At 68.1% G+C, this 14,537-nt stretch carries 11 protein-coding genes and 3 pseudogenes; 7 read left to right on the top strand and 7 right to left on the bottom strand.

The annotated features are described in order from the left end of the window. Window positions 1–138: 138 nt before the first annotated feature. Both D7D52_RS19485 and D7D52_RS39255 read left to right on the top strand, forming a co-directional pair. A pseudogene (locus D7D52_RS19485) lies at window positions 139–1,470 on the top strand (4Fe-4S dicluster domain-containing protein); the annotation flags it as partial. Between the two features lies 1 nt (window position 1,471). Further along, window positions 1,472–1,585, top strand: a pseudogene (locus tag D7D52_RS39255) (IS5/IS1182 family transposase); the annotation flags it as partial. A 65-nt stretch (window positions 1,586–1,650) separates the two neighbouring features. Here the strand turns inward: D7D52_RS39255 and D7D52_RS19480 are convergent. Beyond that, complete coding sequence (locus D7D52_RS19480) at window positions 1,651–1,866, bottom strand: DUF397 domain-containing protein (protein ID WP_120738405.1); 216 nt, start codon at window positions 1,864–1,866, stop codon at window positions 1,651–1,653. After that, the gene (locus D7D52_RS19475) at window positions 1,850–2,713 is read right to left on the bottom strand and encodes a helix-turn-helix domain-containing protein (RefSeq protein WP_120738403.1); all 864 of its coding nucleotides are present in this window, start codon (window positions 2,711–2,713) and stop codon (window positions 1,850–1,852) included. Before D7D52_RS19475 ends, D7D52_RS19480 begins: the two co-directional genes overlap by 17 nt. A gap of 232 nt (window positions 2,714–2,945) precedes the next feature. Here D7D52_RS19475 and D7D52_RS19470 point away from each other — a divergent pair, with 232 nt between their 5' ends. From D7D52_RS19470 to D7D52_RS19460, 3 genes are read left to right on the top strand one after another with little or no spacing between them, the layout of a single operon-like run. Then, on the top strand, window positions 2,946–3,161 hold the full coding sequence (locus tag D7D52_RS19470) for a hypothetical protein (RefSeq protein ID WP_162958411.1): 216 nt from the start codon (window positions 2,946–2,948) through the stop codon (window positions 3,159–3,161). Between the two features lie 3 nt (window positions 3,162–3,164). After that, on the top strand, window positions 3,165–3,416 hold the full coding sequence (locus D7D52_RS40360; protein WP_120738399.1) for a MarR family transcriptional regulator: 252 nt from the start codon (window positions 3,165–3,167) through the stop codon (window positions 3,414–3,416). Beyond that, on the top strand, window positions 3,347–3,757 hold the full coding sequence (locus D7D52_RS19460) for a hypothetical protein (RefSeq protein WP_162958091.1): 411 nt from the start codon (window positions 3,347–3,349) through the stop codon (window positions 3,755–3,757). Before D7D52_RS40360 ends, D7D52_RS19460 begins: the two co-directional genes overlap by 70 nt. Before the next feature lie 657 nt (window positions 3,758–4,414). Here the strand turns inward: D7D52_RS19460 and D7D52_RS19455 are convergent. After that, on the bottom strand, window positions 4,415–6,655 hold the full coding sequence (locus tag D7D52_RS19455) for a recombinase family protein (RefSeq protein ID WP_281279114.1): 2,241 nt from the start codon (window positions 6,653–6,655) through the stop codon (window positions 4,415–4,417). Between the two features lie 220 nt (window positions 6,656–6,875). Here D7D52_RS19455 and D7D52_RS19450 point away from each other — a divergent pair. Further along, window positions 6,876–7,556: pseudogene (locus D7D52_RS19450) on the top strand (helix-turn-helix transcriptional regulator); the annotation flags it as partial. Window positions 7,557–7,672: 116 nt separating this feature from the next. Here D7D52_RS19450 and D7D52_RS19445 read toward each other — a convergent pair. From D7D52_RS19445 to D7D52_RS19435, 3 genes are all read right to left on the bottom strand, one after another. Then, a complete protein-coding gene (locus D7D52_RS19445; RefSeq protein ID WP_246023163.1) occupies window positions 7,673–9,193 on the bottom strand; it encodes a protein kinase domain-containing protein in 1,521 nt (506 codons plus the stop codon). A gap of 349 nt (window positions 9,194–9,542) precedes the next feature. Beyond that, window positions 9,543–10,430, bottom strand: coding sequence for an arylamine N-acetyltransferase family protein (locus D7D52_RS19440; protein ID WP_120738391.1), 888 nt, complete (start codon window positions 10,428–10,430; stop codon window positions 9,543–9,545). Between the two features lie 72 nt (window positions 10,431–10,502). Next, window positions 10,503–11,456, bottom strand: coding sequence for an NAD-dependent epimerase/dehydratase family protein (locus D7D52_RS19435; RefSeq protein WP_120738389.1), 954 nt, complete (start codon window positions 11,454–11,456; stop codon window positions 10,503–10,505). A 106-nt stretch (window positions 11,457–11,562) separates the two neighbouring features. On the opposite strand from D7D52_RS19435, the gene D7D52_RS19430 reads away from it, so the two are divergent. Continuing rightward, window positions 11,563–14,052 (top strand): ABC transporter permease, encoded by a 2,490-nt coding sequence (locus tag D7D52_RS19430; RefSeq protein WP_120738387.1) that lies wholly within the window; start codon window positions 11,563–11,565, stop codon window positions 14,050–14,052. Here D7D52_RS19430 and D7D52_RS19425 read toward each other — a convergent pair. Beyond that, on the bottom strand, window positions 14,049–14,471 hold the full coding sequence (locus D7D52_RS19425) for a MarR family winged helix-turn-helix transcriptional regulator (RefSeq protein ID WP_246023162.1): 423 nt from the start codon (window positions 14,469–14,471) through the stop codon (window positions 14,049–14,051). The two genes, D7D52_RS19430 and D7D52_RS19425, sit on opposite strands and share 4 nt — an antisense overlap. Window positions 14,472–14,537: the final 66 nt, after the last annotated feature.

Below are 14,537 nucleotides of genomic sequence, written 5' to 3'. Positions count from 1 at the left end.
TTTGGCAGGTTCCTGCCGCCGGATCTTCCGCACCCGCCGACGGGGTGATAGCTTGGCTTCGAACACGAAAACTACTCACGGGTAACATACGTCTTGTTGCTGGTCGGGGGCTGCTGGGGAGCATTGGGGGACAACGAATTGGGTACCGCGACGATCGTTTTGGGCGGCCTCGGAGCCGTCGTCACGCTGCTGTGCTGGGGATTGCTGATCGCCGGGGTGGCCCGGGTGATCCGGGTGCTGCGCGCGGGGCAGCCGGACGGGTCGCGGTGGCGGCCGGTCCTGCCGCGGGCCAGGACCGTGGTGGTCGAGGTCGCGGCGCACACCCGAATGAACCGCTTCCGGACCGTCGGCTGGGCGCATTGGCTGGTGATGGTCGGGTTCCTGCTCGGGATGGTGTTCTACTTCGAGTCCTACGGGCAGACCTTCGATCCCGAGTTCGGTTGGCCGGTGATCGGGGAAACTCCCGGCTATCGGCTGTTGGAGGAAATTCTGAGCCTGGCGACGATTATCGGGATCGTCGCACTGATTTCGATCCGGCAACGCAATCATCCGCGCCGGCCGCAACGGCTGTCGCGTTTCGCGGGATCCAATTTCGCCGCCGCGTATCTCATCGAGACGATCGTCCTGATCCACGGTGTCGGCGATGTGCTGGTCAAGGCGGGCAAGATCGCCACCTACGGGCACGCGCACGCCTGGACCGATCCGGTCACCATCCAGGTCGCGCGGATTCTGCCCGATAGTCCGCTGCTGGTCTCGGTGTTCGCGTTCGTGAAAATGCTCGCGGGCGCGGCGTTTCTGTACATCGTGGGACGCCGACTCACTTGGGGCGTGGCCTGGCACCGGCTTTCGGCGTTCTTCAACATCTACTTCAAGCGCGAATCCGACGGCGGAGTCGCTTTGGGCGCGGCCAAACCGATGATGTCCGGCGGACGGCTGCTCGAGATGGACACCGCCGACCCCGATGTCGACACCTTCGGTGCCGGAAAGGTGGAGGACTTCACGTGGAAAGCGTTGCTCGACTTCACAACGTGCACCGAGTGCGGCCGCTGCCAGTCGCAGTGCCCGGCCTGGAACACCGGAAAGCCGTTGTCCCCCAAGCTCTTGATCATGTCGCTGCGCGACCACACCTACGCCAAAGCGCCCTACCTGCTCGCGGGCGGCGGAACGGCCGAACCGAATGAGCGTGCGCTGGCGAAGATTTCGGAGGCCGCCCGCGCGGAGGCGGAGCGGCCGCTGGTCGGTGGCGAGGATGTGGGCGGCATCATCGACCCGGAAGTGCTGTGGTCGTGCACGACCTGTGGCGCGTGTGTCGAGCAGTGCCCGGTCGATATCGAGCACGTCGACCACATCATCGACATGCGCCGCTACCAGGTCCTCATCGAATCGGAGTTCCCCTCCGAACTGGCGGGGCTGTTCAAGAACCTGGAGAACAAGGGCAACCCGTGGGGTCAGAACGCCAAGGACCGGTTGACTCAAGAGCTGGAAAGTACTGCGGAAGCTACGCTGCTGCCCGCACAAGGCCGGACAGCTCGCCAAAGCCGTTCACGCACTCCAGGACCGCGAAATCCAAGCCGCCCAAGGATGAAAAAGCCTCAGTGAGCGCCCCGCCGTTGGCGGGGCGCTCACTGTGGCGATCGGGGTCAGTTGGAATCAGCTGGGGCGGTTGGATTCTCCGTTATTGACGCTTGTGGTAAAGGCGTTCCACTGGCTGGGGGTGAAGATCAGTGCGGGGCCGGTGGGGTTCTTGGAGTCGCGGACGCCGACCATGCCGCCGTCCAGGTGGGCGACTTCTACGCATTCGCCGCCGCTTTGGCTGTAGCTGCTCTTGAACCAGTGCGCGCCGGACAGGTCAATGTCCACTGTCATACTCCCTTGCTATGTGCCTGAGCAACTGTCGGCTCTCGGAACTGTCGAGCGATGCGTTCCGTATGCGATCGTAGGATCGCAAGAAGCTTGCCACGTCGTCGGCATCTTCGATGTACATGTTGCCCACGACGCCCTCCAAGAACACGACTGGGGGCTCGACCGGCTCACCGGGTGCGGATTCCCCGAATTGCAGCACGACGAGTGGAAGCATGGAGATGCCGCCCGGAAAGCCTGCGACGGAGCGAAGTACGCGGAGTTCGACGTTGTCCTGGGTGGATCGATCTGCCAGGTGCCGGAGTTGGTTGGCCATGATGGTTCGGCTGCCCGCGATCCGGCGTAGCGCTGCCTCGCCGACCACGACGTCGAGCGTAACGGGCTGTGTCTTACGGGTGATGATCTTCTGGCGCTGCATCTTCAACTGCACGCGCCGCTCTCGCTCCTCGTCGGTGTCGTCGGTCCAGCGTTCTGCGAGCACGCGGTCGTAGTCGGCGATCTGAAGCAGGCCGGGTATCAGATCGGGTTGGTAGGTAATGATTTTCGACGCGGCGGCTTCGAGACCTACGTAGACGTCGAAGTCCTTGGGGATCAGGTCCCCGTACTGGTGCCACCAGTTCTTGACGTTGGCCTGCTTCGCCAGGCCGACGAGCGCGGCGGCGAGATCGGTTGGCACGCCGTACAGGTCGCACGCGGCCTGGATGTCGCGGGTCTTGATTCGAGAGTTCTCCCCCTTCTCCAACCGTCCGAGACTGGAAGCGCCCATTTCCAATAGCTGGGCGGCCTTGGTTTGTGTGTACCCGGCGCGGCTGCGCCACTCAAGCAGGTAGCGGCCGAGTTGGCGACGCGGCAGTGTTGAGCCTGTCTCGCTGGTTGGTTTGAGTCATGACATCCTCCGATTCGGGGAGGTCGGATTCACCGTTGCGGGGTAATCGTCCCACCAGCGGCGGGGATTGTTCAGGGGTTTCGGGGAGGAATTTTCGGTGCCACCGTTTCGGTGGCCCTGGGCGATACCGCGGTGTGTCATAGGGATGCGCCCGGCGGGTCATGTCCCCGCAATCGCGATCTCCCCGCCGTCCGGCGCAATGGATATCGACCGTCGAGTACCGGAGGAGCTGCCGGACATGGAACTCATTCTTGCCATCACGCTCGTGTCGCTAGGGGTGTTCGTCGCAGCGGTGATCGGGCGCATCGTCGGGGCTGTGGACTGCGACGCACCTCGGCTGACCGTCGCCGACATCCAGGCGCGTCTGGCGGCCGAGCCGCCGCGCACGTATATACCGATCAGCCGGGGGTGGTAACCGATGGCGTTTACTGAACCAGAGGCGAAAGTACTTGGCGCACTGTCGAATTTGGACCCCGCCCGGACGCTCACCGCGCGTCAGATCTGTCGTGCGACCGGGTTGGCCGAAACCTCGGTGCACCGGGCGTTGTTGCGTCTGTTGCGGACCGGGTTGGTGATGGGCACCCTGCAAGGTCCCGCACGGTGGCGGCCGACGAACCGGGGCAGGGTGGCGATTGCCCGGCCGGTGTATCGCGAATACGTCGGGGCGTAGCCATGGCCGAGTACGCGATCGGGTTTCTGCGCCGCGAGATCTCCGGCCCTCAGAAGCCCCAGCACGAGATGGAGATGCACGCTGTTGCCGAGCGATACGGATACACGATCTGCCTGATGGTCTTGGTCGCACCCGAGCGTGAGGCGGTCGTGCAACGGCTGATGACCTTGGTCTGGAATGAGGGCGCCAACGCGATCATCGCGCCGAGCGCCGATCACTTCGAACCGGGCGAGATCGACGCGCTCGTCAAGCTCACTGATGTGATCTATGTGGACACGGGCGATCGGCTGACTATCCACACCGACGACATGAGCGAGGCCGACGGACACGTATTTCCATAGCGTCTCGATCGCCAACCTGCACCGCCTCCACGGGCGACACCGCGCGTAGACGGCCGCCTTCGCATGCGGTTGGCTATGTGAGCCATCACGCACTTCAGCGTGAGGTCCAGGCACACACCGCCACCGGATCGGGCTCGGCGAGTCGCCGCCGACACGAGACGAATCACGAAGGCGGGCGGCTTTTTCACTGTCCCACTCTGTCGCCCGCTCACTGTCCCGTTCACTCGCCCGCTTAGAGCGGGCGAGTGAACGGGACAGTGCCGGTCCGGCATTCGGGCAGGTCAGCAAGGGTTAACGGCGACCGCCTCGCAACCCCGACAGGCTGTAATAGCCTGTCGCGCGGGGTGTTTGCCTGGCTGAGGCGGTCGCTGGACAACGCCCGCGCACCGGTCGCGATCGGGGTGTTGCTCACCTCGGCTCGCCGGATCACGACGACGGGAGCCTCGATGACAGCCGAACCCCACGCCACCCCCACACCGACAACACCGCCGCACCGACCGCGCCATGGTGGCCGATCCGTGGGGCGTTCGGTGCGCTGTTCCATGGCCCGATCCGTGGCCCGCCTGAACGCGCCACCACCGGCGGGCCGTATCACCAGGTCAACACGCTCATTGCGGCTCGGGAGCTGTCCAGGGTTCCTATCCATACAGGGGTGGATCATCGCGTGGCGGGGGCACGTGCACACCGACGTGCCGCCGGGTGCCTCGACCCGCACGGACCGTGTCCGGCCGCAACTCGGGGCTCCTGGTTTCCGCACGTGCTGCGGCGTGTGCCTGCTATCGCTGCGCGGTCCGGGACAGGCCGGGCCTTCGGATTCCTGGCTCGCCGCCGTTGAATTTCGCCGGTCTGGCCGGAGTCGATAGGTATCGAGACCGATTCCGGACCACTTCGGACGAACTGCAGCCGATCGCCATAGGGAGACCCGCCGCCACGGCCGGGCCGACTGTGGCCGCCCTCGTGGGCGTCGATCTGTGCGCCCATCACCGCGCCGCCGAGGCGTGGCCGCAGTGCAGAGCCGACCAACCGCGGCCACCACCTCACCGACCCTCGCGCAGAACGGGACCGATCATGAGTGAGCACAGCGAAGTCGATCCGGTCGCGGTCACCGAGCCCGCTGGTGCCAGCGTGACGCCCCTGGCGGCCCGCAGAACGGCCCCCAGCGGGCACACACGTATGTGGGTGGGACCGACCAGCGAGCAAACGCGCCGCCTGGTCGCCGAAGCCCGTGCACGTCAAGGGCTGCCGCCCACGATTGAGGACCCGGCCGTGATCGAATCCCTGGCCCTGTTCCTGCGCAACGCGCTGGCCACCTTCGACGAGGACGACCAGCGCGACGCCGCGTGACCTCATGCGTCCCCCCGGCAGCTCCCGCCACCGAATGTCCACCGAGTGCTCGTCGAATCGCCATACCTTGCCGTTCTGGTCTTCCCACTTGGCCGCATACACCCGCGCCGGTTTCACGATCACCTTCTCCACCAGCCGGGCCGTGGCCTCGTGCCGCCACCGCGAACCCTTGGCATCCCATGCCTTGCGCAACTCACCCGGGGTGGAACCGATATCGGCCAACACCGCCAACGCTTGCGCGCCCCGCAGCGAAGCCTGTTCGGCGCGAAACGCTTTCAGATTCTGCTTCAGCCCGGCAATGGTGCGGTCGATCACCCGCAAATCGTCCTCATCACCGGAGCTGGACAGAATCTCGGCGCGCCGATCGGCCTCGGCGTTCAGATTCCCCGCCGTGGTCTCGATCCGCTTCTGCAACTGCGCGATCCGCTCGGCGTTGTCGTTGCCGCGATCCAGGCGGGCGAGGATCTGCGGGTTCTCGTACTCGGCGATCACCTGCTGAGCCACGAACATTTCCAGTGCGCCCGCGTCCCGGAACACCCGCCCGCACCCGCACGGGCGTTTCGCGGAGTCCTTGGCCCTGCACCCATAGCGGCGCTGCACGATCGTGCCGTTCTTGCGCTTCCGCTCGAGCAGTGATCCGACCATCCATGACCCGCACGGCTGCCCGGCGCGCTCGCTGCCCTCGGCCCAGGTGCCGCCGCACTGCACCAGCCCGGTCAGCCAGTACTCGCCGTTGCGTTGGCGGGGGCGCTTGGCCGTGCCGTCGGTGCGGCGCTTGTGGGTGGTCAACGCCGCCCGCATCGCGTCATGCTCGGTGCGGGTGAAAATGCCCGGCCACTGTGCCAGATGCCGCGTCCCGGTCCGGGCGTGCACCCGAATCCCGTTGCCGTCGGGGTTGGTCAGACACGCACACCGCGCCCCGGTGGCCGGGTCGGTGTGCTCGCCCAGGTCGTAGACCACATACGCTTCCAACAGCAGCAGGTGGGCGAGCTTGCCGACGCGCCACAGTCCGCCCTCGGAGGTGGTGATGCCGCGCGCGTTCCAATCGGTGATGATCGTGGTCTGCGACTCCCCGTTGATCACCCGGTCCCGACCCTCCTCGAGCACCGCCACCTCCGCCTCCCGCAACGCGTACCGGTCCAGGATCTCGGCACCGGTAATCGGGTGCGTGCCAACCACTTTGCCATACCCGAACCGACGTGAACCGCCCTGCATCACCCCCTTCGCCGCCTCCTCGCTCATCCGATCCAAGAGGTTTTCGGTGTTGGTCTCGCGGTACTCGGCCGCCTCGGCAACCTTCACCATGAAACTCTTGCGGCCCGCCCCGGTGGTCAGGTCGTAGTCGGTGTCGCGGACGAACACATACCGCACCCCCTCATCACGCCCGAGTTTCATCAACTCGTTGCCCAGGTCGTAATCCCGGGTCAACCGCGCCACATCCCGCGCCAACACCACCTTGCTCGGCCCAGATGCCACCAGCGGCAACAACTCCCGCAACGCCGGACGATCAGTGTCCGCGTCCGACAGATCGTTGTCACAGAACATCCGCGCCAACCGCAACCCCTTGCGGGGGCATGGGCGACCTGGTTTTTGGCCTGCAACGCCACCCCCTCGGCGCGGTCCTTCTCATCGCGGGAGATCCGCACGTACCCGTACACCCACTCGGCCGGGTCGGTGCCCGCGACCGCAGCGGCCAACGCCGCGTTGATCTCCAGCAGCCAGGCCAGGTCCTTGTCTGCCGTTGATCGCGTCATACCACCAGGCTAGATGAGGAGTGTATAAGTGCGGTGTCACCGGGGTCAGCGTCGATCATTACGTCCGCCTGGAGCAGGGCCGCAGCCTGCAGTTCTCGGAGTCGGTGCTGGACGCGGTGGCGCGGGCGCTGCGCCTGAATCCCGTTGAGCGCGAACATTTCTACCGGCTGGCCCGCCCGTGGTCGGGTGAGGAGCCGCCCGCCGTCCAGGAGGTGCGGCCCGGGCTGCGCCGCCTGCTCGACGCGGCCCACGACGTGCCCGCCTACATCGTGGGCCGCGGTGTCAGCGTGCTGGCGTGGAATCGCCTGGCGGCGGCCCTGATCACCGATTTCGGCGCGCTGCCGCCCGCGCAGCGCGACTTCCTGCACCTGGTCTTCCTCGACGAGGGCGCCAAAGACCTCTACGAGGACTGGGACGACAAGGCCGCCGACACCGTCGCCTACCTGCGCCTGGATGCCGCCCGCAATCCCGGGGACCCGCGCATCACCGCGCTCATCGACGAAATGAACGCCGAGAGTCCGGAATTCGCGGCCCTCTGGCAGCGGCACGAGCTCAAGGACAAGACCCATGGCCGCCACATCTACCGCCACCCCATCGTGGGCCGCGTCGAGCTGGGATACGAAACCTTCCGGCTCCCCGACGATCCCGACCAGGCGCTGGTCGCCCACCACGTCGAGCCGGGCACGCCCAGCGCGGACGCCTTGCGGCTGCTGGCCAGCCTGTCGGCCGCCGCCGTTCCAACACTGACCCGGCCGCAAAAGCAACTGCGCCGCACCGGAGTTCCGGTGCGGCGCAGTAGTTTTCGAGCGGGTTGCGACTACTTGGTGTCGCTGTCGATGAGCAGGTTGCCGTTGCCCGGGTCGATCAGGCGCAGGGTGACCGACTTGCTGCCACCGTTCTTGGTGGTCAGGCTCGCCAGCGAGATGTCCACCGAGCCGTCGGCATTGTTGCTGTCGCTGCCGCGCGCGCCCTCGATGGTCGAGTAGCGCTGGATCGGGTTCTGCGTCCAATAGCTCTGGAACGCGGCCGAACTGCCGTACACCTGCTGGGCCGCCGGGGTGAGCCGGCTCCACGCCTCCTGATACCGCTGGGAGGTGAGGGCGTCGTAGAACTTGTCGACGGCGTCCGCGCCATTGCCCACGCTCACGGTCGCGGCGCTCTTGGTCTGGCCCAGACCCGACGGCGCGCCCTTGGTGGCGCTCGCCGAGACCGAGGCCTTGGCCGAGGTGGAGCTGCCGCCCGCGCCGGGGTTGGAATCCGAGCCGGAACTGCCCAGCACACCGAACACGATGCCGCCGGCCACCACGACGACCGCGACCAGCGCGATCCACAGCCACTTCTTGTTCGAGCCGCCGCCGCTGTCGTAATCCGCTTCCGCCGCAACGTGATTGCGGGTCGGCGGTCCGGCGTTCATGGCCGGGCGCGGCGGCGGGGTCTCGAGCAGCTGCGCCTGACTCATGGCGCCGGTGGGGATGTCGACATTGGCGGCTGAGCGCCGTTCCATCTGCCGGGTCTGGCGCGGCTGACTGCGCGGGGCGCTCGGCGGCGGGGTGGCCGGACCGGAGCGGCGCGCGGCCAGCACGCGGGTGGCCTCGGCGTCCGGGCCCACCTCGGCGAATTCGGCCATGATGTCGCGCACGTCGAGCATGCTCGGCCGGTCCTCCGGCTCGAAGCTGAGCAGCGACAGCAACAGATCCGACAGCGGCCCGGCATTGCGCGGCTCGCTGATTTGACCGTTGGCGGCCGCGTACAGCAGCGCGAGCGGATTCGGGTTGGTGCCGTAGGGCGGTTCGCCCTCCAGCGCGTGGAAGAGCGTGGCGCCCAACGCGAACACGTCGGCGGCCGGGGTCGGTTCGGCACCGCGCGCGACCTCGGGGGCGAGGTAGGCGGCGGTGCCGGAGATGAGCCCGGTGGCCGTCAGGGTCACGTCGCCCTTGGATTTGGCGATGCCGAAGTCGGTGATCTTCACAGCGCCGTTGTCACCGAGCAGGATGTTGCCCGGCTTGACGTCGCGGTGCACGATTCCGGCCCGGTGCGCGGCGATGAGGGCGGATGCCACCTGTTCGCCGATGCGGGCGACCTGCGGCAGCGGCAGCGTGCCCTGCGCGGACAGCACCACCGCCAGACTCTGCGAGGGCAGATATTCCATGACCAGGCACGGGTCACCCTCGTGCTCGGTGATGTCGAACACGACGATGGCGTTGGGGTGCTGGAACCGGGCCGCGTTGCGGGCTTCACGCGCGGCGCGCTGCCGAACGATGTCCTTGTCAGCATCCGACAGGCTCGGCTGGGTGATGATCTGCTTGACCGCCACGGAACGTTCGAGCCGCTGATCCACGGCTCGCCAGACGACACCTGTGCCGCCGCTACCAATCCGTTCGACCAGGCGGTAATGCCCTGCGATCACTTGGCCGGTTTCGATGGCACTACTCCGAAGTTCTCCGAGACGACTGTTTGACAGCGCGGTTGCCCGCGCGTTTCCCCGCACGAGTGTAGCGGGCGGCGCGCGGATCGCCGACGTCAGCGTGAGATATGAGCGAGATCTCGGTGAGATGTCTGCCGCATTCCAGTGACCGGGGCGTGACGAAATACCGGTAATCGCTGGTGGGAGTGCATCTATGACGAGGCATAGACCAAACGGTTTGGTGCATGTTTGCTCCCGCATGTCGGGAGGATTCAGCAACCTTTCACGTGGCGAGCCCGCCGCGACCCCGCGCGGCCGGCCAGTCGGCTCGGATCAGACGCGCGGCATCCGCCTCGTCGAGCTCGATGTCGAAGACCTCGGCGAGCACCTTGGGCAGTTCGCCCGCCTCGAGTTCGCGCACCTCGTCCGTTCCATCCGGATAGTCGGTCGTCCAGGTGGTGCCGTCCAGTTGATGATGCACGTCCGCGTGGAAGCGCTGCACGAACGGCCGCATGGTGAACGGCGAGCGCGGCGAGGTCGACACGAAGTGATTGCCGACCGCGAAATCGACCCGGTACTGCGGGGTGGTGGCGAAGGTGTGCCGGTCCACGAAACCGTCCTTGCCGAACTGGTACAGGGTCCAGAGTTCGCCGCCGACCGCGTCGAGTTGCCGGTCCAGCCGGAAACGCCATGCGCCCGCGCGGAATTCGCCGCGATCCGGGGCGAGCTCGACCGGTTCGAGGGGGCCCGCGCCGTAGCCGACGTCGCACAGCCAGTGCCGGTCGTCGTCGGCGGTCGCGACCCGCAGCAGGGAATGGGTGGCCGGGCGCAGGGTGGTCGCGCCGCGGGTGACGCGGCCGGACATGGCGGTGAATTCGAAGCCCAGCCGCTCCAGCGCCGCCGCGAACAGGGTGACGTTCTCGTAGCAGTAGCCGCCGCGGCGCCGCCGGATCAGCTTGTCCTGCACGGTTTCCAGGTCCAGGGCGATGCCGCGGCCGAGGATGATCTCCAGATTCTCGAACGGGATCGCGGTGGTGTGGGCGCGCACCAGGGCGCGCAGGGTGGCGAGGGTGGGCGTGCGGTCGCCGGCGAATCCGATCCGCGCCAGGTAGGCGTCCAGATCCAGCTCCTCCCCCAGCCAGGTGTACGTGGGGTCCGCCGGTGTCGTCATCACTGCCCTCCTGGTGCGCCCTATTCGCGATGATCAACGGTAGGCGGCGCGAATGTGTTCCGGCGGGCCGGGTCAGCGGGGTTCGGGCGCCTCGTTCACCAGCGTGGGCAGGCCCTCGCGGTAGCTGGGATATTGCGGTTTCCAGCCGAGCTCGGTGCGCGCCTTGGCGTTCGAGACGCGGAGGGAGAAGTCCAGCATCTGGGTGGCGGCCAGCGGCGAGGCCAGGCGCATCAGGCGGGCCGGCAGGCGGCGCGGCGGGCGCGCGCCGATGGTCGCGGCCATGGCGTCGAACATGGTGGCCCAGGTGATGGGCTCGTCGTCGACGATGTTGTACGCCTGCCCGGGAGCGCCGTGTTCGAGGGCGGCGACGGTCGCGGCGGCGGCATCGGCGACGTGGACGAAACCGGTGTAGCCGGTCTCGGCATTGGGCAGCGGGAACACGCGCCGCCGCAGGGCGCGCACGAAGGCGTCGGACGCGCCGGGCCCGTAGAACAGGCCGTAGCGCAAGGCGATTCCATCGATGCCGGACGCGCGCCAGGCATTGGCCTCGGCTTCGTGCAGTGCGCCGATGATGGCGTCGTTGGCGTCGCCGGGGATGCGGCCGAAGGGGTCCTGTTCGGTCACCGGGGTGGGGCCGTGATCGCGCAGGCCGTAGCCGACGATCAGCGACTGCGTGAGATACCGTCGCGCCCCGGCCCTTTCGGCCAGCTCCACCAGATGCCTGCTGCCGACGTCGCGTAAGGCGTTGGTGCGCAACAGACCCGGGGCGTGGTAGTGGGTGGGCGGGGAATGCCGGTAGGCGGTGAGCTGGTGGACGACGGCGTCGGCGGTGAGTCGTTCGGTGGCGCGCAGCAGGTCCTTGCGGTCCATCACATTGGCCACCAGCGGGGTCGCGCCGAGCGCACGGGCCACCTCCGCGCCGTGTCCGCCCCTGGTCAGGGCGTAGACCTGATGTCCGGACTGCCGTAGCGCGGTGACCAGCGGCCGTCCGATCGCCCCTGTCGCTCCGGCCACCACGACCTTCATTGCGCCTCACCTCGTTCTCCACGCGCCGCTCAGCTACGAGACTAATGTCTCAGACGGGTCGCGTCAGGGTATGGACACCGGGTTCCGCGAAACCTAGCGTTGATCCATGATCGCGCTGCTGGACCGGCTGCGGCTGTTCACCATTCGCGAGTTCACCACGCACTGGGGGCGGACCGTCGCATCGCTCGTGGTGTTGAGCGTGTGCTCGGCGTTCCTGGTGGCGGTCATCGGGATCTCGGGTTCGCTCACCGGATCGGTGGCGCGGTTGTCGGCGGGGCTGTCGGGCAATGCGGCGCTGGAGGTCTCGGGGGTGACCGATGCGGGGTTCCCGCAGCAGGTACGCGCGGACGTCGCGGCCGTGCCGGGGGTGGCGGCGGCGGTGCCCATGCTGCGCGCGACCGCCGGGCCGGACGCCGATCGACTGCTGGTGCTCGGGGTCGACGCCTCGAGCGCGGCGCTCGACAGCGATCTGAAGGGAGCGGTCGCGGGTGACGCGATGGCCGGTCTGCTGACCGTTCCGGACGGCGTATTGGCCGGGCCGGCAACGGGATTCACCAAGGGGCAGCGGGTTCGGCTGGGTCCGCACGAGGTGACCGTCGCGGCCGTGCTGAGCGGCGGACAGTTCGGCGGGCTCGACGGTGGGCACTTTCTGGTGGCCCCGCTGCCGCTGGCGCAGCGCATCACCGACCGGGTCGGGCAGCTGGATTCGGTGCTGATCGTGGCCGCGCCCACAATTTCTGCCGCGCAACTGAAATCTGCCGTCACCGCCGCGGTGGCCGGGCGGGCGTTGGTCGACACCCCGGCGGCACGGGCTGCGCAGCACAACAATGGCGTGGTCATGGTGCGGTTCATCGCGTCCATGGGCGCGGGGCTGGCGTTCGTGGTGTCGGCGTTCCTGATCTACAACACCATGAGCATGGCGCTGGCCGGGCGGCGGCCGGTGATCTCGATGCTGCGGGCCATCGGTGCGCGCCGGCAGACCATCGTGCGGGACGTGCTCGCCGAAGCGGTGGCGCTGGGACTGGTGGGCGGTCTGCTCGGCGCGGTACTCGGGGTGTTCGCGGGGCGCTACGCCATCGGGCTGCTGCCGGGGGCGTTCACGCAGATGATGGAGGCTCGGCTGCAATACCTGCTGCCGGGGTACGCGATTCCGGCGGCGGTCGCGGCCGCGACGCTCACCAATGTGGCGGCGTCGGCGGTGGCGGCGCGGCAGGTGTATCGGGTGGCGCCGGTCGAGGCGCTGGTCCCGGTCGGGGTGTCCCGGGCGGACGTGGTGTCGCCCCGGTTGCGGATCGCGGCGGCCGGGGCGGGGCTGGCGCTCGCCGGTGCGGCGGTGGTCGTGCAGCAGGCGCATCTGGGTCTGTTCGCCGCGGCCGCACTGGGTTTCGTGTTCGGTGCGGAGATTCTGCTGGCGTTCGCGGCGGCCGGGCCGATCGTGCGTGCGGCGGGGGCGACCGCTCGCCGGCTGGGTTCGGCGGGCGTGCTGGCCGGGGTGAACATCGACCGGGCGCCGCGTCGTGTCTGGGCGACGCTCATGACCGTCGCCATCGCGGTCGGCATGACCATCACCATCACCGGCGCCAATGCCGACGCGACCCGTTCCGCGCGGGACACTTTCGCGTCGCTGGGGGACACCGACGCGTGGGTGAGCATGTCCGCCGAGGATATGACGCCGACCAGTTTGCTGCCCGAGGACGTGGTGCGGCGGGTGCGGGCGGTGCCCGGGGTGGGGCGGGTGGTGGAGGGGCAGATGGCGTTCGCGACGGTCGCGGGGACGAAAGCCGTTGTGTACGGGGTGGATCCGGGGAGCGCCTATTCGCTGTTCCGGGCGCTCGACGCCGATGCTCAGCGTCGGGTGGCCGCGGGTGAGGGCATCGTGCTGTCGCGGGATCTGGCTCGCTCGCTGAAGGTTTCGCGGGGTGAGGAGCTCACCGTGCAGACTCCGGCCGGTGCGAAACGGATCCGGGTACTGGCGACGGTGTCGTACTTCTCGGCGCTCGGCGGCACGGCGGCGTTGAGCTTGACCCTCATGCGCGAGTGGTTCGCCCGGCCCGGTTCCACCACGCTGCAGGTCGCCGCCGCGCCGGGAACCGATGCGCGCCAGTTGATCTCGGCGATCCGCGCGGCGGTGCCGCCGGAAATCCATGCCTATTCGGGTGCGGCGGCGCTCGATGGCATCAGCCGGGCCATGCAGGAGGGGCTCGTGCTGTCGCGGATCATGCTGGTGATCGTCGCGTTCATCGCGGCCATGGCGCTGCTCAACACCTTGACCCTGGCATTGCTGGAACGGCGTCGGGAGCTGGGGATTCTGCGCGCGGTCGGGTCCAGCCGGCGCTTCGCGCTGCGCATGGTGCTGGCCGAGGCCGCGGCCATCGGCGGGATCGGAGCGGTGCTCGGCGTCGTTCTCGGGCTCGCCGACCAGTTCTTCTATTCGCTGCTGGCCACCGACACGCTCGGCATCGACGTGCGGTTCCGGCCGGGTCCGTCCCTGCTCGTATTCACCGTGGCCGCACTGGCTTTGAGCCTGCTCGGCTCGATCCCGCCGGCCGTGCGGGCGGCGCGGCTGAACATCGTCGAGGCGGTCAGCGTCGACTAGCGGGGTGTGAAGACGCGGTTCAGCAGGGTGCCGAGCTGGGCCTGCTCCTCGTCGCTGAGCCGGCTCAAACCCTCGTGCGTGGCATGCATTTTCGCGCGGATCGCGTCGGTGAGCTGCTCACCCGCCGGGGTGATGACGAGGTTGGTGACGCGGCGGTCGGAGGCGCTGGGCTCGCGGCGGACCAGGCCGCGCTTCTCGAGCCGGTCGATGATGCCGGTGACGTTGGAGGCGTCGCAGGCCATGATCTCGGCGAGTGCGCGCATGGCGACGGGGCCGCGGCGCAGCACGGTCAGGGCCTTGCCCTGGCTGGCGGTGAGGTGCTCGCTCGCGGCGGCCAGGGTGAAGTCCCCGTAGTAGGCGCCCAGCGACAGCGAGAGCAGCTCCATGAGCGTGGCCGTGTCGGCGCGGGTTGCTGCCATACCGGCCAGCCTATCCGCAGAAACTTGACTACCTCAAATATTTAGCGTTAGCGTCGAGACCGATTA

The organism is Nocardia yunnanensis, assembly GCF_003626895.1.
Lineage (GTDB): Bacteria > Actinomycetota > Actinomycetes > Mycobacteriales > Mycobacteriaceae > Nocardia > Nocardia yunnanensis.
The sequence above is the reverse complement of the archived record's forward strand: the minus strand, read 5'-3'. Positions and strand labels throughout refer to the sequence as shown.

Coding starts and splice junctions, on each gene's coding strand:
- D7D52_RS19480 (WP_120738405.1), bottom strand. CDS start 1,866: ATGACAGTGGACATTGACCTGTCCGGCGCGCACTGGTTCAAGAGCAGC.
- D7D52_RS19440 (WP_120738391.1), bottom strand. CDS start 10,430: ATGACGACACCGGCGGACCCCACGTACACCTGGCTGGGGGAGGAGCTG.
- D7D52_RS19470 (WP_162958411.1), top strand. CDS start 2,946: ATGGATATCGACCGTCGAGTACCGGAGGAGCTGCCGGACATGGAACTC.
- D7D52_RS19435 (WP_120738389.1), bottom strand. CDS start 11,456: ATGAAGGTCGTGGTGGCCGGAGCGACAGGGGCGATCGGACGGCCGCTG.
- D7D52_RS40360 (WP_120738399.1), top strand. CDS start 3,165: ATGGCGTTTACTGAACCAGAGGCGAAAGTACTTGGCGCACTGTCGAAT.
- D7D52_RS19430 (WP_120738387.1), top strand. CDS start 11,563: ATGATCGCGCTGCTGGACCGGCTGCGGCTGTTCACCATTCGCGAGTTC.
- D7D52_RS19425 (WP_246023162.1), bottom strand. CDS start 14,471: ATGGCAGCAACCCGCGCCGACACGGCCACGCTCATGGAGCTGCTCTCG.